This is a genomic window from Cellulosimicrobium sp. BMG9.22 (genome assembly GCF_059159975.1).
Window position 1 is genome coordinate 111334 of sequence record NZ_JBZGBY010000001.1, and the last position, 22480, is coordinate 133813.

General features: G+C 74.1%; 22 protein-coding genes. 11 read left to right on the plus strand and 11 right to left on the minus strand.

Annotated elements, in window-relative coordinates; all coding sequences use genetic code 11:
* Positions 1-116 precede the first annotated feature (116 nt).
* Both AC4H2H_RS00495 and AC4H2H_RS00500 read right to left on the minus strand, forming a co-directional pair.
* Complete coding sequence (locus tag AC4H2H_RS00495) at positions 117-1883, minus strand: ABC-F family ATP-binding cassette domain-containing protein (RefSeq protein WP_494368850.1); 1767 nt, start codon at positions 1881-1883, stop codon at positions 117-119.
* Between the two features lie 220 nt (positions 1884-2103).
* Entirely contained in the window at positions 2104-4125 is a 2022-nt protein-coding gene (locus AC4H2H_RS00500) for a M15 family metallopeptidase (protein WP_494368851.1), read from the minus strand.
* 190 nt (positions 4126-4315) lie between these two features.
* Here AC4H2H_RS00500 and AC4H2H_RS00505 point away from each other — a divergent pair, with 190 nt between their 5' ends.
* Positions 4316-4834 carry a hypothetical protein gene (locus AC4H2H_RS00505; protein ID WP_494368852.1) on the plus strand — a complete coding sequence of 173 codons (519 nt, stop codon included), beginning with the start codon at positions 4316-4318 and terminating at the stop codon, positions 4832-4834.
* A gap of 37 nt (positions 4835-4871) precedes the next feature.
* Here the strand turns inward: AC4H2H_RS00505 and AC4H2H_RS00510 are convergent, their stop codons facing one another.
* The 3 genes from AC4H2H_RS00510 to AC4H2H_RS00520 form a co-directional block, all read right to left on the minus strand.
* Positions 4872-5654, minus strand: coding sequence for a tetratricopeptide repeat protein (locus AC4H2H_RS00510; protein ID WP_494368853.1), 783 nt, complete (start codon positions 5652-5654; stop codon positions 4872-4874).
* 141 nt (positions 5655-5795) lie between these two features.
* On the minus strand, positions 5796-7163 hold the full coding sequence (locus tag AC4H2H_RS00515) for a sensor histidine kinase (protein WP_494368854.1): 1368 nt from the start codon (positions 7161-7163) through the stop codon (positions 5796-5798).
* Positions 7164-7179: 16 nt separating this feature from the next.
* Positions 7180-7869, minus strand: a complete 690-nt coding sequence (locus tag AC4H2H_RS00520) for a response regulator transcription factor (protein ID WP_494368855.1) — start codon at positions 7867-7869, stop codon at positions 7180-7182.
* Positions 7870-7963: 94 nt separating this feature from the next.
* Between AC4H2H_RS00520 and AC4H2H_RS00525 the strand changes: the two genes are divergently transcribed.
* From AC4H2H_RS00525 to AC4H2H_RS00535, 3 genes are read left to right on the plus strand one after another with little or no spacing between them, the layout of a single operon-like run.
* Positions 7964-9229: a LolA family protein gene (locus AC4H2H_RS00525; RefSeq protein ID WP_494368856.1), complete on the plus strand. Its 1266-nt coding sequence runs from the start codon at positions 7964-7966 to the stop codon at positions 9227-9229.
* The gene (locus AC4H2H_RS00530; RefSeq protein WP_494368857.1) at positions 9226-10185 is read left to right on the plus strand and encodes an ABC transporter ATP-binding protein; all 960 of its coding nucleotides are present in this window, start codon (positions 9226-9228) and stop codon (positions 10183-10185) included. Before AC4H2H_RS00525 ends, AC4H2H_RS00530 begins: the two co-directional genes overlap by 4 nt.
* Positions 10172-11050 (plus strand): DUF2705 family protein, encoded by an 879-nt coding sequence (locus AC4H2H_RS00535; RefSeq protein WP_494368858.1) that lies wholly within the window; start codon positions 10172-10174, stop codon positions 11048-11050. The genes AC4H2H_RS00530 and AC4H2H_RS00535 overlap by 14 nt, the downstream gene beginning before the upstream one ends.
* Here the strand turns inward: AC4H2H_RS00535 and AC4H2H_RS00540 are convergent.
* Together AC4H2H_RS00540 and AC4H2H_RS00545 are read right to left on the minus strand one after the other, a co-directional pair.
* On the minus strand, positions 11025-11426 hold the full coding sequence (locus tag AC4H2H_RS00540; RefSeq protein WP_494368859.1) for a DoxX family protein: 402 nt from the start codon (positions 11424-11426) through the stop codon (positions 11025-11027). The genes AC4H2H_RS00535 and AC4H2H_RS00540 overlap by 26 nt on opposite strands.
* Before the next feature lie 52 nt (positions 11427-11478).
* Positions 11479-11919 (minus strand): MarR family winged helix-turn-helix transcriptional regulator, encoded by a 441-nt coding sequence (locus tag AC4H2H_RS00545; RefSeq protein WP_494368860.1) that lies wholly within the window; start codon positions 11917-11919, stop codon positions 11479-11481.
* A gap of 94 nt (positions 11920-12013) precedes the next feature.
* Here AC4H2H_RS00545 and AC4H2H_RS00550 point away from each other — a divergent pair, with 94 nt between their 5' ends.
* Both AC4H2H_RS00550 and AC4H2H_RS00555 read left to right on the plus strand, forming a co-directional pair.
* A complete protein-coding gene (locus AC4H2H_RS00550) occupies positions 12014-12691 on the plus strand; it encodes a maleylpyruvate isomerase family mycothiol-dependent enzyme (RefSeq protein WP_494368861.1) in 678 nt (225 codons plus the stop codon).
* Between the two features lie 35 nt (positions 12692-12726).
* Positions 12727-13065 carry a DUF1304 domain-containing protein gene (locus AC4H2H_RS00555; RefSeq protein WP_494368862.1) on the plus strand — a complete coding sequence of 113 codons (339 nt, stop codon included), beginning with the start codon at positions 12727-12729 and terminating at the stop codon, positions 13063-13065.
* Positions 13066-13245: 180 nt separating this feature from the next.
* Here AC4H2H_RS00555 and AC4H2H_RS00560 read toward each other — a convergent pair whose 3' ends face one another.
* Positions 13246-14055, minus strand: a complete 810-nt coding sequence (locus AC4H2H_RS00560; protein WP_494368863.1) for an NAD(P)H-binding protein — start codon at positions 14053-14055, stop codon at positions 13246-13248.
* Between the two features lie 59 nt (positions 14056-14114).
* On the opposite strand from AC4H2H_RS00560, the gene AC4H2H_RS00565 reads away from it, so the two are divergent.
* Positions 14115-14783, plus strand: coding sequence for a helix-turn-helix domain-containing protein (locus tag AC4H2H_RS00565; protein ID WP_494368864.1), 669 nt, complete (start codon positions 14115-14117; stop codon positions 14781-14783).
* A 470-nt stretch (positions 14784-15253) separates the two neighbouring features.
* On the opposite strand, the gene AC4H2H_RS00570 is transcribed toward AC4H2H_RS00565, so the two are convergent.
* The 3 genes from AC4H2H_RS00570 to AC4H2H_RS00580 all read right to left on the minus strand — a co-directional run bounded on the left by AC4H2H_RS00570 (position 15254) and on the right by AC4H2H_RS00580 (position 18730).
* Positions 15254-17638 (minus strand): ATP-binding cassette domain-containing protein, encoded by a 2385-nt coding sequence (locus AC4H2H_RS00570; RefSeq protein WP_494368865.1) that lies wholly within the window; start codon positions 17636-17638, stop codon positions 15254-15256.
* Positions 17639-17856: 218 nt separating this feature from the next.
* Positions 17857-18267, minus strand: a complete 411-nt coding sequence (locus AC4H2H_RS00575; RefSeq protein WP_494368866.1) for a VOC family protein — start codon at positions 18265-18267, stop codon at positions 17857-17859.
* Positions 18268-18277: 10 nt separating this feature from the next.
* Positions 18278-18730: a helix-turn-helix transcriptional regulator gene (locus AC4H2H_RS00580; protein ID WP_494368867.1), complete on the minus strand. Its 453-nt coding sequence runs from the start codon at positions 18728-18730 to the stop codon at positions 18278-18280.
* A gap of 317 nt (positions 18731-19047) precedes the next feature.
* Here AC4H2H_RS00580 and AC4H2H_RS00585 point away from each other — a divergent pair, with 317 nt between their 5' ends.
* The 4 genes from AC4H2H_RS00585 (at position 19048) to AC4H2H_RS00600 (ending at position 22260) form a co-directional block, all read left to right on the plus strand.
* Complete coding sequence (locus AC4H2H_RS00585) at positions 19048-20019, plus strand: metal ABC transporter substrate-binding protein (RefSeq protein ID WP_494368868.1); 972 nt, start codon at positions 19048-19050, stop codon at positions 20017-20019.
* Positions 20016-20768, plus strand: a complete 753-nt coding sequence (locus tag AC4H2H_RS00590; protein WP_494368869.1) for a metal ABC transporter ATP-binding protein — start codon at positions 20016-20018, stop codon at positions 20766-20768. The genes AC4H2H_RS00585 and AC4H2H_RS00590 overlap by 4 nt, the downstream gene beginning before the upstream one ends.
* Positions 20765-21637 carry a metal ABC transporter permease gene (locus tag AC4H2H_RS00595; RefSeq protein WP_494368870.1) on the plus strand — a complete coding sequence of 291 codons (873 nt, stop codon included), beginning with the start codon at positions 20765-20767 and terminating at the stop codon, positions 21635-21637. Before AC4H2H_RS00590 ends, AC4H2H_RS00595 begins: the two co-directional genes overlap by 4 nt.
* 122 nt (positions 21638-21759) lie before the next feature.
* Positions 21760-22260, plus strand: a complete 501-nt coding sequence (locus AC4H2H_RS00600; RefSeq protein ID WP_494368871.1) for a hypothetical protein — start codon at positions 21760-21762, stop codon at positions 22258-22260.
* Positions 22261-22480: the final 220 nt, after the last annotated feature.

Consider the following 22480-nt stretch of genomic DNA (forward strand, 5'->3'; position numbering starts at 1 on the left):
ACGTTGTCAGCGCCCCACGGACCCCTGGACCCGCTCGGTGCTGACAGGCCGTACGGGCCGCGAGTTGTCAGCACTCCACGGGTACACAGGCCCGCGGAGCGCTGACGCGGCCGGGCTCACGCGAGATGCACGACGGCGCCGGTCCAGCGCCGTCGCAGCCACCGGTCGTGCGACGCCACGACGACGGCGCCCGGCCAGTCCTCGACCGCGTCCATGAGCTCGCCCGCGAGCGTGAGCGACACGTGGTTCGTCGGCTCGTCGAGCAGCAGGACGTCCGGAGCCTGGGTGACGAGCATCGCCAGGACCACGCGACGGCGTTGTCCCACCGACAGGTCCGCGAGGGGCCGCCCGAGGTCGCGGGGCGCGACGAGCCCGTGCGCGTCGACCTGCGCGTCGCGCGCGTCCGCCGGGTCGACCCCCTGCACGATGGCGAGCAGCTCGCGGGGCGTGCGGGCGTCGTCGTGCAGGTGCACGTCCTGCTCGAGCAGACCCACGCGAGCGCCGCGCGCCCGGCCGACCGTGCCGGCGTCGGGCACGAGGTCGCCCGCGAGCAGGTGCAGGAGCGTGGACTTCCCGGCGCCGTTGGCACCCGTGACGAGCAGCCGGGTGTCCCGGGAGACCTCGATCGAACGGACCCCGGACCTCACCATGTCGAGCCGGTCGGCCCGCTCGCCCGTCCCGGCGTCCGGTCCCGAGTGCCCGTCCCCGTGCACGACGACGTCCCGCGCCCACGCCACGAGGTCGCCCCCGCCGAGCGTGCCCAGGCTCCGCGGCGGTGCGAACCGCAGCGGCGCGGGAGGCTTGCGCACCTGCACGCGCTCGAGCGTGTCCAGACGCAGGCGCGCGTTGCGCACCCGCCGCGCGACCTGGCTCTGGACCCGCTCACCCTTGAAGTCGTAGAGGATCTTCGCCTGGTTGCCGCGCTCACGGTCCTTGCTCACGTCGCGCGCCGTGACCGCGACGGACCGGCGCAGCTCGGCGAGCTCCGCCTGCTCCGCGACGAAGCGCTGCTCCCAGCGCTCGCGCTCGACGCGCTTGGCCTCGAGATAGTCGCTGTACGTACCGCCGTAGAGCGTGGCCGTGCCGCCGGGTCCGGTCCCGTCCGCGCGCCCGCCCGCACCGGGGGCGCCCGTCGACCCGGGACGCAGCGGCTCCGCGACGGGGTCGAGGTCGAGGATCTCGGTGCACACCTCGTCCAGGAACACGCGGTCGTGGCTTGCCAGCACGACGGCGCCCGGCAGGGCGCGCAGCGCGGCGGCCAGGAACTCGGCGGCCTGGTCGTCGAGGTGGTTCGTGGGCTCGTCGAGGAGCAGCGCGCCCGGCTGGCGGACGAGCAGCGCCGCGAGGCCGAGCCGCGTGCGCTGCCCGCCCGAGAGCGAGCCCACCGGGCGGGTCGCGACCCCGTCGACGTCCAGGCCGAGGCCGGCGAGCATGCGCGCGGCGCGCGCGTCGGCGTCCCACACGTCCGCGAGCTCGGCGCGGGCGAGGGCCCGCGCGTACACGTCCTCGGTATCGGGTCCGGATGCCCCGGAGGTGCTCGACGACGACGCCGACAGCGCCGTAGCCGCTGCCTCCAGGTCGCGCTCGATCGCCCGGACCTCGGCGAGCGCGTCGTCGACGACCTCCCGCACGGTGCTCGACGGCGGGTACGGGAACTCCTGGTGCAGGAACCCGAGGTCGGGCGGCCGGGTGACCGTGCCGCCGTCGGGCACGGTGACGCCTGCGAGGACGCGCAGGAGCGTGGACTTGCCGACGCCGTTCTCGCCGACGAGGCCCGTGCGGTGGCCGGGGTCGACGGCGAGGTCGACACCGCGGAGGACAGGTCGGCCGTCGTAGGACACGCGGACGTCGGACGCGCGCAGGACGGGGGTACGGGGGGCCATGGGGGGATCACCTACCTGGTGCCCGGCGGGCAGCGGGCGCGCGCGGTCCGAGGGACGTGCGGCGCGGGTGCCTCGGCGACGGGCTCGACGGGACGGAGCGGTCGGGGCAGGTGAGGATCACATCGTCGTCGAGGCTACGCGTCGCCGAGTCATGGCGTCACGCGAATTACCGCCCGCCCGCGCGCGCTCCGGCAATCGACATGTGCGGACGACCACGACGTCAGTGAGCCGGCGTCTCCGTGACCGCGTCCGTCGGCGCCGACGTCTCAGGCGCGTCCCCCGTCTGCGGGTCCGTCGGTTCGACAGGCGGCTCGGTCGGCGGGTCCGTCGGTTCGACAGGCGGGTCCGTCGGGTCCGTCGGCGGGTCCGTCGGATCGGTCGGCGGGTCCGTCGGGTCCGTCGGCGGGTCCGTCGGGTCCGTCGGCGGGTCCGTCGGGTCCGTCGGCGGGTCCGTCGGATCGGTCGGCGGGTCCGTCGGATCCGTCGTCGGCGGCGGGTCCGTCGGGGTCGTGGGCGGATCCGTCGGGGTCGGCGTGGGGGTCGGCGTCGGGGTCGGGGTGGGCTTCGGTGCCGGGGCGGGCGTCGAGGGGGTCGGCGCGACCGGACCGCCCGGCGTCGTCGGTGCCGTCGGCGTCGTGGGCTCGCCCGGCGTGTAGCGGTCGGGCATCTTGCCCGCGCCGAAGAACTCGAAGTGCCACGGCTCCGGCTTGGACCCGTTCGGCCGCGCCCAGCCCGGGTTGTCCCACCCGTAGTCGGGGGCGTGCATACGCAGCCACACATACTCGGCCGACGTCCCCGACGGCACGTTCCCGCCGATGTCGATCGCGAGGCCCCACCCGTGCTGCGAGGTGCCCGGCACGGCGGCGAGGTACGGCTTGATGGCCTTGAGGCGCACCTGGTCGTCGTACGGCCGGTACGCGTCCGTGATCTTCAGCGCGTAGCCGAACTCCTTCTGGAACTCCGCCGCGAGCGCCTCAAGCTGCTCCGCGGCGTCGCAGCGCAGCGACTTCCCGGGGGCGAAGTCGAGCTCGCACAGCGCCTCGGGCGGGATGCGCCCGTTCTCGTAGCTCGCCGTGGAGTCCGCGTACTTCGCGACGACCTCGGCGAGCCGCTCCGCGAGCGTCGTGCCCGCGAGCGGAGCGGTGGCACCGGTGCCACCAGCGGGGACGACTCCGACGGGGAGGATGTCAGAACCGAGCAGCTCCGCGAGGCGCGTCGCGGCGCCGATCACGGTCTCGAGCGTGACGGAACCGTGCCCGTGGTCGTCGTCGGCGTGCTCGTCGGCCTCGTCGTGAGATCCCTCGTCGGCGGTGCCGTCGAGCTCGCCGGGGGCGACGCCGTCCGGCGCCGGGACCGCGTCCTCGGGCAGCGTGCGGTCGCCCGGTGCGGTCGCCCCGCCCGGGTCGGACGGCGTCGCCCCGTCCTGCGCGGCCGGGCCCGGCCCGGGAAGGGTGGGCGACGGGCTCGGCGACGTCGGGGACGGCGACGGGCTCGGCGACGTCGGGGACGGCGACGGGCTCGGAGAAGCTGACGGGGCGGGCGCGGGCGACGGTGTCGACGACGTGTGCGCGGCACCGGCGGTGCTCGCCGCAGGGTCGCCCGCGGCGTCCACGGACGACGGCTCCCCGCCCGTCCGCGGGTCGTCGGTCCCCGTATCGTCGGGCACCGTGTCGTCGGGCACCGTGGGGCCGGTCGCCGGGTCGTCGCTGCCGGGCGTGCCGTCCTCGTCCTCCGTCGTCCCGCCGGTGCTGCCACCGGGCTCGGCGGGGGCCGGGATCTCGGGCACCTCGGCGCCGTCGAGCGACTCCCCCAGGTCGAGGTCGTCCTCGGGCACGACCTGGACGGGTATGCGGCGCGCGGCGTCCTGCTGCGCGAGGTACGTCGCGAGGAGCAAGCCGAGCTCGGAGCGGGCCTGCTCGACCGGGACGGTGACCTGGTCGGACTCGAGCGCGTTCGCGGTCGCGAGCACCTCGATCGCGCCCTCGAGCTGCTGGTCCTCGTCGAGCCCGGCGCCGAGGCCGCTCGAGAGGGCGGACACGGGGGTGGCGTCGGACACGCCGCCGGCGAAGAAGGATGCCCCCGCCTGCGGTTGCGCGCTGCCCGCGAGGGCTGCGACGAGCGCGATGCCGAGCGCCGACGAGATGAGGACCTGCGAGACGGTCCGGGCCCGCCTCCCGACGGGATCGGGCGTCGCGGGCACGTTGTCTCCCGTGCCCTCGTGGTCCGCCGTCGACGTGCTCACCGATGCTCCCGTGCGTCGTTCCGTCTCGCGGGCTCCGCGGTGCCGACGCGCACCGGTCCGGCGCGTCGTCGTGCATGACGCGGCCTCGGATCGGTGTGCCGTGCGCCACACTGCCCTCGTCCCGCCTACCGTAACACCGTGTCCACGAGCCTCTCACCTCGTCCACAGGAGCCCGATGGACAATGGCCCCATGAGTGCATCCACGCGTCGTCGCAGGTCAACGTCCCACGTCCTCGCCCTCTCGACGGCCGTCGTCGTAGCCGCCGTCCTCGCCGGCTGCGCCGAGGACGGTTCGGTGAGCGTGCCGGAGTTCACCCTCACGGGCGACGGCGTCGAGCAGCTCCTCGACGACGCCCGGTCCCAGGCGGAGACGATCGGCGACGACGTCCGCTCGCTCACCGACGACCTCGGGTCGCTCTCGGGCGACGCGCGGACCCGCGCCGAGGACGCCGTCACGGCGGCGCAGGAGGCGGCGGACGAGGCCCGGGCAGCGGCGGACGAGGCCGCGGCGGCCACCGAGGACACCCGCGCCGAGGCCGAGCAGCGGCTCGCCGACGCGGAGGCTGCGCTCGAGGACGCCTCCACGGAGCTGGAGGACGTCGCGGGCTCGCTCCCGGACACGGACGCGACGGTCCGCGACGGGATCGAAGACCTGCGCACGCAGGTCGACGAGCTGCGCGCGAGCCTGGACGAGTCGACCGGCTCCTGAGGCGGCCGGCACCCACGGGGCCGCGCCCCGTCCCACCTCACCCGAACCGGTCGAGCAGCTCCGCCGCCTGAAGGTCACCCTGGGTGGCGGCGTCGCGCCACAGCGCCATCGCCTCGGCGACCCGCCCTGCGCGCAGGTGCAGGACGCCGAGGCTCGTGCGGGCGCCCGCGTCGCCCACGAGCGCGGCCTGCTCCAGCAGGTCCTCGGCGTCCGGCCCGCGCCCCGCCCGGACGTAGAGGTCCGCGAGCGCCGACGCGACCCGCACCTCGCCCGCCTCGGCCCAGCTCTCGAGGAGCGCGACGGCGCCGTCGGGTCCCAGCGAGCCGGAGAGCGCGTGCTCGACGGCGGCCTCCCAGCTCTCCGTCGCCGCCATGGCGGCGACGCCCGCAGCGGCGTCCGGTTCGCCCAGGGCGGCCAGGACGCGGGCGAGCCGCACGGGCGCGCCCTCGACCCCCTGCGCGAGCTCGTACCAGCGGCGGGCGGCGTGCAGGTCGCCGCGCTCCTCGGCGACCTGCGCCGCCATGAACGCGCCGTGCTCGTCGCCCGCGAGCCCCGCGAGCTCGAAGCACCGGAACGCCTGGGCGTCGTCGCCCGTGCCGAGGTGCGCCACGCCGAGCCGGTAGACCGCGCCCGGCACGCCGTGCTCCACGGCGGCCTCGTAGAACGGGACGGCGGCCGCGGGGCTGCCGAGCACGCACAGGTCGTCGCCGATCGCGACGAGCTCGGCCGGGTCGTCCGGGTGCAGGTGCCCGACGGCGGTCCGCAGGTCCGCCAGCGCGCGCAGCACCTCCTGGTCGGCAGTCTGGTCCGTGGTCGGCATGCGGCAGCACGTCCTTCCGGCCCCTGCGTCGAATGTGGACGCACGATAGCGCACCGCGGTGTCGTCCAGGTCACACCCGCGGCCTCGTCGGCTCGCGCTGCTCGTCCCGCTGCACCGGACCCGGCGAGGACGAGGGCCGGTTCAGGGCTGCGCGAAGCGCACCTCGGCGCGCAGGCCACCGAGCGGGGACTCCCCCAGGACCACGTCGTCGCCGTGCTCGCGGGCCGTCTCGCGCGCGATCGCCAGGCCGAGGCCCGTGCCGCCCGCGTCGCGCTCGCGCGCCTCGTCGAGGCGGGTGAAGCGCTCGAAGACGCGTTCGCGGTCGGCCGCCTCGATGCCCGGTCCGTCGTCGTCGACGACGAGGCTCCCGGCCCCGGCCGTCACGCGGACGCGGGACGTGGCGTGCCGGACGGCGTTGTCGACCAGGTTGCGCAGGATCCGGGCGACGGCGGCCCGGTCGCCCCGGGCCGTGGCCGTGCCGTCCACGACGACCGCCACCGCGACCGGGCGCTTCGCCGACCCCTCCCCGGAGGCGGCGACGACCTCGTGCGCCAGCGCGCCGAGGTCGAGGTCCTCGTCGACGACGGGCAGCGCGCCGAGCCTCGCGAGGACGAGGAGGTCGTCGACGAGGGCCTGCAGGCGCCGGACCTCGTCCTCGAGCTCGACGGCGAGCTCGTTCCCGGGGTACGCCGCGGGGTGCAGCCGTGCGACCTCGATGCTCGTGCGCAGCGCCGCCAGGGGCGAGCGCAGCTCGTGCGCCGCGTCGGCGACGAACGACCTCTGCCGCGCTGCGGCCGCCTGCAGGCTGTCGAGCATCGCGTTGAGAGTGCGGGCGAGCGCCCCGAGCTCGTCGTCGGCGCGCGGCACGGGGAGCACGCCCGGTCCCCCCGACCGGGCGATGGCGTCGGCGCCCCGCCGCAGCTCCTCGACGGGGGACAGCGCCCGTCCCAGCACCGACCAGATCACCCCCGCCGCCACCAGCGTGAGCAGCGGGACGACGACGGCGAGCGAGACGCGCAGCGCCCGGACCACCCCCTCGACCTCCCGCAGCGGCATGCTCGCGACGGCGGTGACCCCGTCCGACCCTGCGACCGGGACGACCGCGACCCGCGCCGCGGCGTCGTAGGCGCTGCGGTCCGTGCCGACCACGTGCACGTCGTCCTCCGCGACGGCCTCGGCGCGCAGGGCCGAGAGCTCGTCGGCGGGCAGGACCGGCAGGGTCCGGCTCGCCGACGCCGAGGACGCCAGGACGTCGCCCGCCGGGCCGACGAGCTGCACGACCTCTCCCGGCTCGGAGACCGGCAGCACGTCCGGCACCTGGTCGCTCGCCGCGAGCCGGGCGACCAGCTGCGCCCGCTCGCGCGCGATGTCGTCCAGCGCGGCGACCCGTCCGCCCGACACGACCGAGGACAGGGCCAGGGCGCCGACGACGAGCGCCGCCGCGAGGAGCACCGATGCCAGGACCGTGAGCCGGGCGCGCAACGACCACGTCGCCCGCGCGGCCCTCACCGGGCCCCCGGGCAGGTCACGACGTCACGGGCACGGGTCCCGCGGACGTCGGGGCCACCGCCAGCCGGTAGCCGGCGCCGCGCACGGTCTCGATGACGCCCTGGCCGAACTTGCGCCGCAGGTAGCCGACGTAGACCTCGACGACGTTGAGGCCGTCCCCCGCCGCGTCCCACACGTGGTCGCGCAGCTCGCCCTTGCTCAGCACCTGTCCCGGCCGGCGCATGAAGTACTCGAGGAGCGCGAACTCGCGCGCGGTGGTCACGACCTCGTACCCGCGCTGGGTCACGACGCGCGTCGCCGGGTCCAGGGAGAGCTCGCCGACCGTGAGGACCGCCGGCCGCGGCTGCGGTCCGCGCCGCACCAGGGCCCGCACCCGCGCCACGAGCTCGACGAACGAGAACGGCTTGGTGAGGTAGTCGTCGGCGCCGAGGTCGAGACCGTCGGCGATGTCGTACTCCCCGTCCTTGGCGCTGAGGATCAGCACGGGCGTCCAGACCCGGAGCTCACGGAGCCGGGCGACCACGTCGTACCCGTTGAGGCCGGGCAGCATGATGTCGACGAGGACGGCGTCGAACTCGCCCGACGCGGCCAGCTCGAGACCCCGCCGCCCGTCGAGCGCGACGTCGACGGCGAACCCCTCGGCCAGCAGGCCGCGTCGCAGCGCCTTCGCGACACCCCGCTCGTCCTCGACCACCAGCACCCGCACGTCGACAGCATGGCACCCCACGGCCGCCGCGCGCCGGAGATGGCGAGCACGTCCTCTCAGCGTGGCCTCAGGTGCGGTGTGCGACGGTGTGGCCATGGCCTCCGAACCCGTCACCCCGTCACCCCGCGAGCCCGCCGTCGGACGCTCGCGCCGCGCCCGCTGGGCGGTGCCGGCCGTGGTCGCCGCCGTCGTCGCCGGCGCGTTCGCCGCGCCCACGCTCGTCGCCTCCGCCAGCTCGGACCTCCCCGAGCTCACGCCCGCAGAGCTCCTGGCGAGGGTCGCGGAGGCTGACCCCGTCCCGCTGTCCGGGACGGTGGTCCACACCGCACGGCTCGGGCTGCCCGACCTGCCGCTCGAGGAGCTGCAGGGCGCGAGCCCGCTCGACCTGCTGGGCGGCAGCTCGACGGTCCGGCTCTGGACCGACGGCGAGGACCGCTCGCGCGCCGCGCTGCTCGGCGACCTGTCCGAGTTCTCCGTCGTGCGGGACGGCCCGGAGGCGTGGACGTACTCGAGCCGGGACGACGAGGTCGTGCACTACACGATCGCGCCGGACGACCTCGCGGCGTACGAGGAGCTCGACGACGCCGCACGCACCGGCGCCGCACCGGACGTCGCGGGCGACCTGCCGACGCCGGCGCAGGCCGCGGACGCGCTCGTCGCCTACGCCGCGCTCTCCACGGACCTGTCGGTCGGCACCGTCACCGAGGTCGCGGGCCGCGACGCCTACCAGCTCGGTCTCGTGCCGCGCACCGACGGCACGCTCGTCGAGCGCGTCCTCGTCGCGGTCGACGCCGAGACGTCCACGCCCCTGCGTGTCCAGGTCTGGAGCACGCAGGACGCGCAGACGCCCGCGCTCGAGATCGGCTTCACCGACATCTCCTTCGCGACGCCGGACGACGCCGTCTTCGACTTCGCCGCGCCGGCCGGGGCGTCGACGAGCGAGGTCGAGGTCCCGCTGCCCGACCCGGCCGACCATCAGGCGCCGGACCCCGAGGCGCTGACGACGGCGCCCGAGGGCGTCTCGGTGAGCGGCACCGGCTGGGAGACGGTCGTGTCGGTGGAGGACGTCGACGTCGCCGGCCTGCTCGCCGGCGACCCCGCCTCGGCGACGGCGCTCCCCGGGATGGAGCGGGAGCTCGGCTCCGCCGGTGCCCAGGACCTCTACGGCGAGATCGTCGGTGAGGACGGGCAAGCACCCGGGCTGCCGGAGATCGACGCGTCGGCGCTCTACGAGCAGCTGACGCAGGAGGTCCCGGAGGGCCGGCTGCTGTCCTCGGCGCTGCTGTCCGTCCTCGTGACCGACGACGGTCGCGTCCTCGTCGGGTCCGTGCCCGCCGAGGTGCTGCGCGACCTCGCATGACGGGCACGACCGTCGAGCGGGACCTCGCGGTGCGCACCCGCGGCCTGACCAAGCGCTTCCGCTCCGGTCAGGTCGCGGTCGACGGCGTCGACCTCGAGGTCCCTCGGGGCGCCGTCTACGGCTTCCTCGGTCCGAACGGCTCCGGGAAGACGACGACGCTGCGCATGGTGCTGGGCCTGGTCGCCCCGACGTCCGGCACGGCCACGCTCCTCGGGGAGGCGATGCCCGCGGCCGGGTCGCGCGTGCTGCCCCGGGTCGGCGCGCTCGTCGAGGGCCCGGGGTTCCACCCCTACCTGTCGGGGCGCGCGAACCTCGAACGGCTCGACGCCGTCGACGCGACCGCCGACCCCCGGACCCGGGACCGCCGGACCGGCGCGGCCCTCGACCGGGTAGGGCTCACGGCGGCGGCCCGCAAGCCGTTCCGCCAGTACTCGCTCGGCATGAAGCAGCGCCTCGGCCTCGCCGCGGCCCTGCTGCGACCGCGCGAGCTGCTCGTCCTCGACGAACCGACGAACGGCCTGGACCCCCAGGGCACGCGCGAGGTGCGCCACCTCCTGCGCGAGCAGGCCGACGCCGGCACGACCGTCCTCGTCTCCTCGCACCTCCTGGGCGAGGTCGAGCAGGTGTGCACGCACGTGGGCGTCATGAGCCGCGGGAGGCTCCTCGTCCAGGGCCTGCCACAGCAGCTCGCCGCCGACGCGGAGCCGACCGTCGTCGTCACCACCACCCGCGCGGGCGTCGACGGCGCGGCACGGCTCCTCGGGGACCTCGGCCTGGTCGACGTCCAGGTCGAGGGGACGGCGTTGTCCGCGCGTCTGGGCCTCGTCGCGCCGGAGAAGATCTCGGCCGCCATGGTCGGCGCCGGTCTCGACCTCGTCGGTCTCGAGGTCCGCCGGCCGAGCCTGGAGAACCTGTTCGTCGAGCTCACCGGGGAGGGCTTCGATGTCGCTCGCTGACGTGGACACCGGTGCGGGGCCGACGACGTCACCCGCCCCGACCCGGGGCGCCTTCGCGAGGCTGCTCGCCAGCGAGCTCCGCCTGGTCCTGGGCCGCCGTCGCAACCTCGTCCTGCTCGCCGGGCTCGCCCTGGTGCCCGTCCTCATCGGCACCGTCCTCTTCGTCACCCAGGACACCGCGGTCGGCGCCGGAGGACCGCCGTTCCTCGACCGCGTGACCGGCAACGGCCTGTTCCTCGTGCTCACCGCGCTCGTCGCGTGCCTGCCCCTGCTGCTGCCGCTGGTGGTCGGCATCGTCGCGGGCGACGCCGTCGCCGGCGAGGCGCAGGCCGGCACGCTGCGCTACCTCCTGCTCGTCCCCGTGCCCCGGACCACGCTCCTCGCCGCGAAAGCGCTCGCGGTGCTCGTCTTCGCCGCCTGCACCGTCCTCGCGATCGCCCTGTCCGGGCTGATCACCGGCGCGGCGTACTTCGGCATCGGCGAGGTGACCCTGCTGTCGGGCGACACGGTGTCCGCGGCGGAGGGCGTGGCCCGCACCGCGGGCATCGTCGCGTACGTCGGGCTGTCGCTCACCGGGCTCGTCGCGGTCGGGCTGTTCTTCTCGACGCTCACCGAGGTCCCGGTGGCGGCGATGGCGGCGACCGTCGTCGTCGCGATCGTGGCCGGCGTTCTCGACGCCCTCCCGCAGCTGTCCGCCGTGCACGGCGCGCTCCTGACGCACCACTGGCTCGACGTCGGCGAGCTGTTGCGCGCCCAGATCGACGTCGGCGTGCTCGGCGAGGGTCTCGCCGTCCAGGCGGCGTGGGCGGCCGTCTTCGGCGCCCTCGCCTGGAGCCGCTTCACGACGGCGGACGTGTCGTCCTGACCTCCGGGTCCCGCGCGACGGAGAGCGCCCAGGCCACCAACGGGACCTGGAGCGGGAGCCGGCCCCACGCCACCGCCGGCCGACGGGCCCAGGCGCGCGCACCGCGCCGCGAGTCGAGGGCCATCTTCACGTTGCCGGGGAACACGCCCACGAGCAGCGCGGCGCTCGCCGCTCCCCCGAGGCGGCGCGTCGGCGGCAGCACGAGCGCGACCGCGCACGCGAGCTCGGCCACCCCGCTGCCCACGACCCAGGCCCGCGCGGAGCCGAGCGCCTGCGGGATCAGCGGCTCGAAGACCTGCGGGCGGACGAGGTGCAGCACACCGGACGACCCGAGGAGCGTGGCGAGACCGACGGCCGAGAGAGTACGAGGTCGCATCGGTCGACGGTACGGGCGCCGGCACCTCGCCGCGAGGTGAGGTTCTCGCCCACTAGGCCCAGGGATCGGTGATCTCCCGCAGGCGCACGAGCTGGCGTCGCAGGGACGCCATGCCACGCGCCCCGAGGTGCGAGGTCCACTCCTCCTCGACACGGGCGAGCTCCGCCGCAGCGACGCGGGACGCGGCCTCGCCGCGGGCCGTGACGCGCACGAGACGCGCCCGCCGGTCGGCGGGGTCGGGGACGCGCTCGACGTACCCGGCGGCCTCGAGCTGGTCGACGAGGAAGCCCGCGGTCTGCTTGGTGATCTCCGCCGCCTCCGCGAGCCCGGTGAGCCGCGTGCCGTGCGGCCCGATCCGCTGGAACACCCGGAGCTGCGCGGGCGTCGCGTCGTCGAAGCCCGCGTCCCGGACGGCGGTGTAGACGCGTAGCTCGAGCGCGCGGTAGGGGATGAACAGGAGCAGCCCGGTGTTGAGCTCGTCCTGTCCGGTCACGAGCGCCTCCGCGGGGTCGCCAAAGGGGTTGACATGACGTCAGTCAAACTGACTAAAATAGTCAGATCATCGTATCAGTTCTGGAGGCGCTCCGATGAGTGCACCTGACTACTGGATGACCGACGACGAGGTGTGGGCGGCCGTCGCGCGGGTCAGGACCACCTTCACGGGCCTCGTCGCTGCGCTCGACCCGGCCGACTGGGAGAGCCCGAGCCTCTGCGCGGGGTGGCGCGTGCACGACGTCGCCGCGCACCTCACCCTCGCGCCCACCTCGACGCGGGCCGAGCTCGTCCGGGGGCTCGTCCGTGCCCACGGCAGCTTCGACGGGATGATGGACCTCCTCACGCGCGAGGCCGGGACGCGCCCGCGCGAGGAGGTCCTTGCCGCTCTCCATGCGGCCATCGGATCCAGCCGCCTCGCGCCGGGGACCAGCCCGCGCGTCGCGCTCGTCGACGCGCTCGTCCACACGCAGGACGTCGCCGTCGCACTCGGGGTCGACGCCCCTGCCCCGCCCGTCGCCGCTCGCGAGGCGGCCGAGCGCGTGTGGGCCGTGTCGTTCCCGTTCCGCGCGCGGAGGAGGCTCGCCAGCTTCCGGCTCGTCGCGGACGACGCGCCCTGGCAACGCGGCGAGGGCCAGCAGGTGACCGGCTCCATGACCGCGCTGCTCCTGCTGCTCACCGGGCGCCCCGCGGCCCTCGCCCGCCTGGACGGGGACGGCGTCGGCCGCCTCGCCCGCTCGTTCGCGCCGCACGACCGGGAGGAGCTCCTCTGAGCACGCTCGCCCAGATCCTCGCCGTCGCCGCCGGCGTGCTGCACGTCGGCGTCGGGGTCGTCGAGGCCTTCTTCTTCCACCGCCCGTGGGCCCAGCAGTTCCTGCTGCGCAAGAGATCGTCGCCGCGTGAGGTCACGCTGTGGGCGTTCAACGTCGCGTTCTACAACATGTTCCTCGGCGCCGGAACGATGTTCGGCGTCGTCCTTGCCGCGCAGGGCCTGGTGGACGAGGGCAGGACCCTCGTGCTGTACACCGCCGGGTTCATGACGCTCGGCGGCATCGTCCTGTGGATCTCCGACCACCGGCTGTGGACGGGGACCCTGGGCCAGTCGGGGTTCGGACTGGCGACGCTGGTGGCGACGCTCGCGTCCTGACCCGCCCGCCGCACCGGCCGTCGACGCGCGTTGCTACGGTCGAGAGGTGACCCGCGCCGAGCGGCCCTTCGCCCAGGCCTCGCCCTCCGCCTCCCGACCCCGACCCTCCGGGCCTAGGATCTCTCGCGCGACATCGCGATCCGCGGCCGGAGACAGACGCTGGCGGACTTGTCGAGGAGATCAGAACGCGGACCGGTGCTCGAGCACCCAGTCGGCGAAGGACAGTGGCGGGCGGCCGAGGACCAGCTCCACATGGTCGGTCAGGACCGCGTATCGCCCGGCGGCCTGCCGCGCCATCCCAGCGAGCGCCTCGTCGGCCGCGCCCGACGCCATGCCCGCGGCGAGCATCGTGGTCCTGACCTCGTCGAGCGGCACGTCCCGTATCCCCACGGTCAATCCGAGCACGCGTTCCAGCACCGCCACCTGTTCGGGCACATTCAGCAGCTCCGGTCCGGTGAGGGTCCAGATGCGGCCGGAGTGGCCCTCCTCGGTCAGGGCAGCGGACGCCACGGCGGCGATGTCGCGCGGGTCGACGACGCCCGTCCGGCCGTTCCCGGTCGGGTTCGGCACCGGCGCGCCAGCGGCAATCATCGGCGCGTAGGCCAGTACGTTCGATGCGAAGCTCGTCGGGCGCAGCACCGTCCAGTCCAAGCCGCTGGTCCGCGTCGGCTCCTCGGCGAGGTGGTGCCAGGTACCGCTCTCGTCGCCGCTCATCGCGCCGAGCTTGACGATCCGCTCGACGCCGGCGGTTCGCGCCGCCCGCACCAGCGCCTCGTCGTGGTCGACGACGGGGTTGGGCGGCGCCGTCACCAGAAAGACTGCCGAGACGCCGTCCACAGCTCGGTCCAGCGAGGCGGGGTCGTTGAAGTCGGCCTGGACGATGCCGAGCGCGGGGCGGCGACTCATCGCACGCACGTCCTCGCCGCGAGCACGCAGCATCTGGACGACAAGGCTTCCGGTGGTGCCTGTGGCACCAGTCACGAGGATCATGCCGCCAGCGTGCAGGGACGCCCGTGTCGGCTCCTAGGAGATTCCGGCACACTGTGGGGATGCAGCAGGAACGCGCTGTCGCGCTGGCCCCGCCCCTGTCCTCGTGGGCGTCGAGCGCCACGTGGTCCTGGGCCGACGACGACACGATCGTCGTCGAACCGCCTGACGCCGCCGCATCGGTGATCCTGCGCACGGCCCCGGGCGAAGAGCCGCGGCTCCTGCTCGCTGGCCCTCGCACCCGCGCGCTCTACCAAGAGGGCGCCCCCGGCCCCTCATGCCTGCGCCTCCGCCTTCGACCCGGGCGTGTCCTCGCCCTTCTGGGCCGAGCCCCGCGCGAGATCGTGGACCGCGTGGTCCCGCTGCCCGGAAGCGCGGTGGCCCGGATCCGCACCGCCCGGCTCGACGAGCGGGACGCCGTGGTCGAGCGTGCCGCGGTCCTGCTGCGCACGATGCGCGTCGCGGACGTTGCGATGGCGCTGCATGTGAGCGAACGCCACCTGCGTGATCTGTTCGTGAAGCGCACGGGCTTGCCGCCGAAGCGGTTCGCCCGGCTACAGCGAGTCCGCGACATCGTCGAACGTGGCGCGGGCCGCCCGTTGGCCGACGTCGCGGCACAGAGCGGGTACTTCGACCAGTCTCACCTCACCACGGAGTTCCGGACCGTGATGGGCGTGCCTCCCACAGCCTGGTTCGCCGGACGCCTGGAGCCCAATACCAAGTGCAGCTAGGTGTGATGTCCATGGACGTTGTTTCCCGACACGGGGCTGAGTCTTCCGACAGGTGAGGACCTCCGGGCTGTGAAGTGGAGCTGTCGAGTTCACCGCTTCACGAGCCACGGGAGGCCCTCGTGTCCCACGCTAACGCTGTCCTGACCCCACGCACGAGGCCACCGCCGTCGGACCCGGATCCCCTGGGGTCGGTGCGCCCGGGCCGGGACGGCCGGGGACGGCCGGGGTGTGCGTCGCTGCCATGCCACCAGGACACACCGCGACGGGATCCCTGGGAGGGCGACGGCGAAGTTCAGTCTGAGATCCCAGACCGCCAACCCTCGGCGGGCACGCCGCGGCGCCTGCGGCATCGCCCACCGGGACGGCCAGGGCAGGTCGCCGCGCCGAGCACGAGCCTGCGCCGCGTCGAGCACGGGGTCGCTGTCGCCACCGGCCTGATGACGACAGCAACCTCGTGCTCGGCGGAGGAGTCAGGCGCCGACGTACGTCGCGAGGTGCTCGCCCGTGGTCGTCGACCGCGCGGCCACGAGGTCGGCCGGCGTGCCCTCGAAGACGATGCGACCGCCGTCGTGCCCGGCGCCGGGGCCGAGGTCGATGATCCAGTCGGCGTGCGCCATGACCGCCTGGTGGTGCTCGATGACGATCACGGACTTGCCCGAGTCGACGATCCGGTCGAGCAGGCCGAGGAGGTTCTGCACGTCGGCGAGGTGCAGGCCCGTCGTCGGCTCGTCGAGGACGATGACGCCACCCTTGTCGCCGAGGTGCGTGGCGAGCTTGAGGCGCTGGCGCTCGCCGCCGGACAGGGTCGTGAGCGGCTGGCCGAGGCTCACGTAGCCGAGGCCGACGTCGTCGAGCCGCTCGAGGATCGCCGCGGCGGCGGGGACCTTCCCGTCGCCCGAGGAGAAGAACTCGCGGGCCTTGGCGACCGGGAGGTCGAGCACCTCGGCGATGTTCAGCCCGCCGAGCGTGTAGTCGAGCACCGCGGCCTGGAAGCGCGTGCCGCCGCAGTCCTCGCACGGCGTCGAGACGGTCTCCATGAACCCGAGCTCGGTGTAGATGACGCCCGCGCCCTTGCACTCGGGGCACGCGCCCTCGGAGTTCGCGCTGAAGAGCGCCGGCTTGACGCCGTTCGCCTTGGCGAACGCCTTGCGGATCGGCTCCAGCAGGCTCGTGTAGGTCGCGGGGTTGCTGCGCCGCGAACCCCGGACCGGGCTCTGGTCGATCGTCACGACGCCCTCGCGCCGCGACACCGACCCCTCGACGAGCGAGCTCTTGCCCGACCCGGCCACGCCCGTGAGCACGACGAGCACCCCGAGGGGGACGTCGACGTCCACGTCCTGGAGGTTGTGGGCGTTCGCGCCCCGGACCTCCAGCGCGCCCGACGGCGTCCGCACGCTCTCCTTGACCGTCGCCCGGTCGTCGAGGTGCCGCCCGGTGACGGTGTCGCTCGCGCGCAGTCCGTCGACCGTGCCCTCGAACGTCACGTGGCCTCCGGCGGTGCCCGCGCCCGGGCCGAGGTCGACCACATGGTCCGCGATGACGATCGTCTCGGGCTTGTGCTCGACGACGAGGACGGTGTTGCCCTTGTCGCGCAGGCGCAGCAGGAGGTCGTTCATGCGGTCGATGTCGTGCGGGTGCAGCCCGACGGTCGGCTCGTCGAACACGTAGGTGACGTCGGTGAGCGACGACCCGAGGTGGCGCAGCATCTTGATGCGCTGCGACTCGCCGCCGGACAGCGTGCCCGACGGCCGGTCGAGGCTGAGGTACCCCAGGCCGAGCTCGACGAACGACGCGAGGTTGTCGCCGAGGGCCTTGACCACGGGCGCCATCGAGGGGTCGTCGAGGTCGCGGATCCAGGCGGCGAGGTCCGTGATCTGCATGGCGCACAGGTCCGCGATGTTCACGCCGTGGATCTTCGAGGAGAGCGCCGACTCCGACAGGCGCGTCCCGCCGCAGTCCGGGCAGGTGGCGAACGTCGCAGCGCGCTCGACGAACGCGCGGATGTGCGGCTGGAGCGAGTCGACGTCCTTGGAGAACATCGACTTCTGGATCTTGGGGATCAGCCCCTCGTATGTGAGGTTGATGCCCGACGCCTTGATCTTGGTGGGCTCCTTGTAGAGGAAGTCCTTCATCTGCTTGTCGGTGAACTCGCGGATCGGCGTGTCGCCCGGGAAGAACCCCGACTCGGCGAACCCGCGCACCATCCAGCCGTCGGCCGTGTACCCGGGAACCTTGATCGCGCCGTCGAGCAGCGACTTCGAGTCGTCGAAGATCTCACTGAGGTCGAGGTCCGAGACCGAGCCGCGGCCCTCGCACCGCGGGCACATGCCGCCGTGATAGATCGCCTCGCGCACGATCGTCTTCTCGCCCGTGGCCGACGTCATGACGCCGCTCGCCTTGCGCGCGGGTACGTTGAACGAGAACGCCGGCGGCGGGCCGATCTGCGGCTCGCCGAACCGGCTGAACAGCACGCGCAGGATCGCGTTCGCGTCCGTCACCGTGCCGACCGTGGAGCGCGGGTTCGCGCCGAGGCGCTCCTGGTCGACGACGATCGCCGTCGTCAGGCCCTCGAGGACGTCGACGTCGGGCCGGTCCAGCGTCGGCATGAAGCCCTGGAGGAACGCCGAGTACGTCTCGTTGATGAGCCGCTGCGACTCCGCGGCGACCGTGTCGAAGACGAGCGAGCTCTTCCCGGACCCCGAGACCCCGGTGAACACCGTGAGCCGGCGCTTGGGGATCTCGACGCTCACGTCCTTGAGGTTGTTCGACCGTGCCCCCTGGACCCGGATGACGTCGTGACCGTCCGCGTCCTGCGGCAGCGAGGTCTGCGTGTCCGTCGTCGTAGCCGTGCTCATCGTGTCTCCTCGTCGTCCAGCATCATGTCGAGCGGTGGTCGAGCGGTGGCGGGCAGCGGCCGACCGTGCCGCGGGCACCCCCGCGAGCGGCCGGGACAGCTCCGAGAAGTCTGCCCGATCGCGTGTCCGCCGTGGGTGTCGACCGCGCCCGACGGCGGTACTCACCGCTCGACGAGCAGGCCGCCGTCGAAGGTGAGCACCGCCGTCGTCGCGGTCGTTCAGCCGCGCTGCTGGATGCGGATCTCGTTGCCCGCGGGGTCGCGGAACGCGCAGTCGCGCACGCCGTACGGCTGGTCGATCGGCTCCTGCACGACCTCCGCACCCGCAGCCTCGATGCGAGCGAACGTCTCGTCGACGTCCGCCGTCGCGAGGTTGACGCCGAAGTAGGCGCCCTTGGCGACGATCTCCAGGAGGGCGCGCTTGTCGTCGTCGTTCAGGCCCGGCGTCGCGGCCGGCGGGTGCAGGACGATCGCCGTGTCGGGCTGGTCCGGCGGGCCGACGGTGATCCACCGCATGCCCTCGTACCCGACGTCGTTGCGGATCTCGAAACCGAGGACGTCACGGTAGAAGGCCAGGGAGGCGTCGGGGTCGGTCTGGGGCAGGAAGCTGTTGTTGATGGTGAGGTTCATGACCCCGACGCTAGGACGCCCGCCCCGCCCGCGCTTCTCGATTCCTGACCGGTCGCGTGACGCGCCGCGCCACGCACGCGGACACCTCGTCCAGCTGCTCCTCGGTGGCCTCCGCGACGCGCCGTCGGTACACGCTCGGCGGCACGCCGACGAGCTCGGTGAACCGCGTGCTGAACGTCCCGAGCGACGAGCAGCCCACCGCGAAGCACACCTCCGTGACGCTCAGGTCCCCGCGTCGGAGCAGCGCTTTCGCCCGCTCGATCCGCCGCGTCATGAGGTACGCGTACACCGTCTCGCCGTACGCCGCGCGGAACTCGCGGCTCAGGTGCCCGGCGGACACGTGCACGCCGCGCGCGAGGGCCGCGACGTCGAGCGGCTGCGCGTACTCGCGGTCGATCCGGTCCCGCACGCGCCGCAGCCGCGCGAGGTCGCGCAGCCGCTGGTCGTCGGGAAGGGTCGTCACGCCTCGATCGTCCCACGCGCCCCGCCCGCCCCCACGAGGTAGGGGCCTGGTCCGCCGAGGTAGAGCCGTGGTCTGGGACCGCGGGGCGCCTGCCGCCCGGGTGAGGCGACGGGCTGAGCGGTGGGGGTGGGCTCGGTGGCGAAGGGGCGTCAGAGCCGCTCTCCTCAGACCCACGCCCGAAGGCCCACGGTGACGGCGCGGCAGCCCCGAGCGCCGAGACCACCCACGCCGCGGACCCGACCCCGCGGGCCTGAAGCCCGACCACGGACCGCCCCCGGTCGTTGCGGGTGGGCGGCGCGCGGCCTAGATTGTTCGGTATGCCGAACTTTGCTTCCCGGGTCACCGGAACCGGCCGCGGGCGAGGCGTTTCCGCCGTGGTGGTCGCCGTGCTCGCGTTCGGGGGGTGCGCGACGGAGACCGTCGCCGGCGGTGAGCCGGTGCCCGACGACGGGCGGCCCGTGGTGCTGACGACGTTCACCGTCCTGGCGGACATGGCCGAGAACGTCGCCGGCGAGCACCTGCGTGTCGAGTCGATCACGAAGGTCGGGGCGGAGATCCACGGGTACGAGCCGACCCCGGGCGACGTGCGCAAGGCCGCCGAGGCAGACCTGGTCCTCGACAACGGGCTCGGGCTCGAGGCGTGGTTCGGGCAGTTCGTCGAGGGTCTCGACGTGCGGCACGTCGTCGTGAGCGACGGCGTCGAGACGATCGCCCTGGGCGACGACACCGCCGAGGAGTACCAGGGCGAGGACAACCCGCACGCGTGGATGTCCCCCGTGAACGGGCAGCACTACGTCGATAACATGGCCGACGCGTTCGCCGAGCTCGACCCGGCGCACGCCGACGACTACGCAGCGAACGCCGCGGCGTACTCGGCCGAGCTCGCGGCCGTGCACGACGAGCTGACGACCGCGCTCGACGCGCTCCCCGAGAGCCACCGCGCCCTCGTCACGTGCGAGGGCGCGTTCTCCTACCTCGCGCGCGACGCCGGCCTGTCGGAGCAGTACCTCTGGGCCGTCAACGCGGAGCAGCAGGCGACGCCGCAGTCGGTCGTCGGGGTTATCGAGTTCGTGGACGAGAACGACGTCCCCGCCGTGTTCTGCGAGTCCACCGTCTCCGACAAGGCGATGCGGCAGGTCGCGCACGAGTCGGGCGCCGCGTTCGGCGGGACGCTCTACGTCGACTCGCTGTCCGAGCCCGGCGGCCCGGTGCCGACCTACCTCGACCTCCTGCGCCACGACACCGAGACGATCGTCGCCGGCCTGACCGGTGACCGAGGTGACGCGTGATCCCCGCCGCGCGGGCGCCGTCGGGCACCCCCGCGATCGACGTGCGCGACCTGACCGTCCACTACGGCGACGTGCTCGCGCTCGACGGTGCCACGGTCGCGCTCGGGCGAGGCACCGTGTGCGGGCTGGTGGGGATGAACGGCTCGGGAAAGTCCACGCTGTTCAAGGCCGTGATGGGCATGGTCCGGCCGGACCGCGGCACCGTCCTGGTCGACGGCGCACCCCCCGCACGCGCCCGACGCGCCCAGGCGGTCGGGTACGTGCCGCAGAGCGAGGACGTCGACTGGACGTTCCCGCTGAGCGTGCGGGACGTCGTCATGACGGGTCGCTACGGCTACCAGGGGTTCACGCGCCGCACCCGGCCCGCGGACCGCGAGGCGGTCGCGCACGCGCTCGAGCGGGTCGAGCTCGCGGACCTCGCCGACCGGCAGATCGGGGCGCTCTCAGGCGGCCAGCGCAAGCGCGCGTTCGTCGCGCGCGGGCTCGCGCAGGGCGCGACGATCCTGTTGCTCGACGAGCCGTTCGCGGGTGTCGACAAGCGCACCGAGGCGACGATCACGGCCCTGCTGCGCGAGCTCGCGGGGGGTGGCGCGACCGTGCTCGTCTCGACCCACGACCTGCACGCGCTGCCCGAGCTCGCGGACGAGGCGGTGCTGCTGCAGCAGCGCGTGCTGCTGCACTCGACGCCCGCGGAGGTCCTGCGGCCTGAGAACCTCGCGCTCGCGTTCGGCGTGGAGGTGGCGCCGTGAACGGGCTGCTCGAACCGCTCCTCGAACCGCTGTCGTACGAGTTCCTGCGCACCGCGCTGGCCGTCACCGTCACGGCGGGGGTGGTGTGCGGCGTGCTGTCGTGCTGGCTCGTGCTCGTCGGGTGGTCGCTCATGGGCGACGCCGTCTCGCACGCCGTGCTGCCCGGCGTCGTCCTCGCGTACGTGGTCGGCGCGCCGTTCGCGATCGGGGCGCTGGTCTTCGGGCTGCTCGCCGTCCTGCTCATCGGGGCGGTCCGGGACACGAGCCGCGTCAAGGAGGACGCCGCGATCGGGGTCGTGTTCACCACCCTCTTCGCACTCGGCCTCGTGCTCATCTCCGTGACCCCGAGCCAGACGGACCTCAACCACATCCTCTTCGGCAACCTCCTCGGTGTCTCGCGCGCGGACCTGCTCCAGGTCCTCGCGCTCGGCGCGGTGACGCTCGCCGTCGTCGTGCTCAAGCGGCGCGACCTCACGCTCTACGCGTTCGACCCGACGCACGCGCACGCGATCGGCCTCTCGCCGCGCCGGCTCGGCGCGCTCCTGCTCGGGCTGCTCGCGCTCACGGTCGTGGTCGCGCTGCAGGCGGTGGGCGTCGTGCTCGTCGTGGCGCTGCTCATCACGCCCGGCGCGACGGCGTACCTGCTCACCGACCGCTTCTCCCGGATGCTGTGGATCTCGCCGCTCGTCGCGGCGGTGTGCGGGGTCGTCGGCATCTACGTGAGCTTCTACCTCGACACCGCCTCGGGCGGGACGGTCGTCGTGGCCCTCGGCGCCGTCTTCACGCTCGCGTACCTGTTCAGCCCGCGCCACGGGCTGATCGGCACGCGCGTCGCCGCCGCACGACGCCGCCGCCTCGTCCGCGTCTGAGGCCTGGACCGGCGCCGGCCCGGCAACCGAAAGCGAACTCCTCGTGCGCTGTGTGCGAAATCTCCATGAACTCGCCCTGGATTCCCTGGTGCTTCTCAGGTTGGACCGGGAGACTTACCGACATGTCAGCGAGGACGAGCGACCACTGCGGTACGCCGAGGACGAGGACGTCCGCCCGGATCGCCGCCGCGAGCCTGATCGCGGTAGCCATGATGCTCCCGCTCGGCACGTCCGCGACGGCCGCCGAGGTCCAGCAGCTCATCGCGGACGCCCAGATCCAGACCGAGACGATCGGGGACGACGTCGACCGCGTCCACGCCCAGCTCCCGGCCTTGCACCCGGTGCTCCGCACCGACGTGCTCGACGCCGTCGAGTCGGTCGAGGCAGCGACGGCCGAGGCCCGCACCGCACTCGGCCGCGCGTCCGACGACGACGAGGCGGCTGACGGCCGGGCCGCCGTCGCGCTGGCCGACGCGCAGGTGGCGCTCGACGCGGCGTCCGCACAGCTGCGCTACGCGACCGACCTCGCGCTCGACGCGGGCGAGGGCGTCGCCGTTGCGCTGGAGCGGCTCCAGGCCCACATCGACGGTCTCCGGGGCGAGACGAGCCGCGCGGGAGGCTGACCCTCGACACACCGAGGGGCGGAAGGGGCCCGGCTCGTCCCGACGGGTCGGGCCCCTTCCGCATACCTCGAGACGACGTCGAGAGGCTTTGCCCCTTTTGGGTGTTTTTCACGAACACTGGGGAGAACTCCCCCTGTTCAGACACACCCGACATGCCCCACAATGAGGCCCGCAGACGCGCGGGTACGCCTCGCGCCCCCGTCCGGACTCGACCTCGTCG

Excerpts from the sequence above, each read along its gene's own strand:
- AC4H2H_RS00530 (WP_494368857.1), top strand. The coding sequence starts at position 9,226 with ATGACGGGCACGACCGTCGAGCGGGACCTCGCGGTGCGCACCCGCGGC.
- AC4H2H_RS00510 (WP_494368853.1), bottom strand. The coding sequence starts at position 5,654 with ATGCCGACCACGGACCAGACTGCCGACCAGGAGGTGCTGCGCGCGCTG.
- AC4H2H_RS00535 (WP_494368858.1), top strand. The coding sequence starts at position 10,172 with ATGTCGCTCGCTGACGTGGACACCGGTGCGGGGCCGACGACGTCACCC.
- AC4H2H_RS00560 (WP_494368863.1), bottom strand. The coding sequence starts at position 14,055 with ATGATCCTCGTGACTGGTGCCACAGGCACCACCGGAAGCCTTGTCGTC.
- AC4H2H_RS00540 (WP_494368859.1), bottom strand. The coding sequence starts at position 11,426 with ATGCGACCTCGTACTCTCTCGGCCGTCGGTCTCGCCACGCTCCTCGGG.
- AC4H2H_RS00505 (WP_494368852.1), top strand. The coding sequence starts at position 4,316 with ATGAGTGCATCCACGCGTCGTCGCAGGTCAACGTCCCACGTCCTCGCC.
- AC4H2H_RS00495 (WP_494368850.1), bottom strand. The coding sequence starts at position 1,883 with ATGGCCCCCCGTACCCCCGTCCTGCGCGCGTCCGACGTCCGCGTGTCC.
- AC4H2H_RS00525 (WP_494368856.1), top strand. The coding sequence starts at position 7,964 with ATGGCCTCCGAACCCGTCACCCCGTCACCCCGCGAGCCCGCCGTCGGA.
- AC4H2H_RS00565 (WP_494368864.1), top strand. The coding sequence starts at position 14,115 with ATGCAGCAGGAACGCGCTGTCGCGCTGGCCCCGCCCCTGTCCTCGTGG.
- AC4H2H_RS00585 (WP_494368868.1), top strand. The coding sequence starts at position 19,048 with ATGCCGAACTTTGCTTCCCGGGTCACCGGAACCGGCCGCGGGCGAGGC.
- AC4H2H_RS00570 (WP_494368865.1), bottom strand. The coding sequence starts at position 17,638 with ATGAGCACGGCTACGACGACGGACACGCAGACCTCGCTGCCGCAGGAC.
- AC4H2H_RS00575 (WP_494368866.1), bottom strand. The coding sequence starts at position 18,267 with ATGAACCTCACCATCAACAACAGCTTCCTGCCCCAGACCGACCCCGAC.
- AC4H2H_RS00600 (WP_494368871.1), top strand. The coding sequence starts at position 21,760 with ATGTCAGCGAGGACGAGCGACCACTGCGGTACGCCGAGGACGAGGACG.
- AC4H2H_RS00550 (WP_494368861.1), top strand. The coding sequence starts at position 12,014 with ATGAGTGCACCTGACTACTGGATGACCGACGACGAGGTGTGGGCGGCC.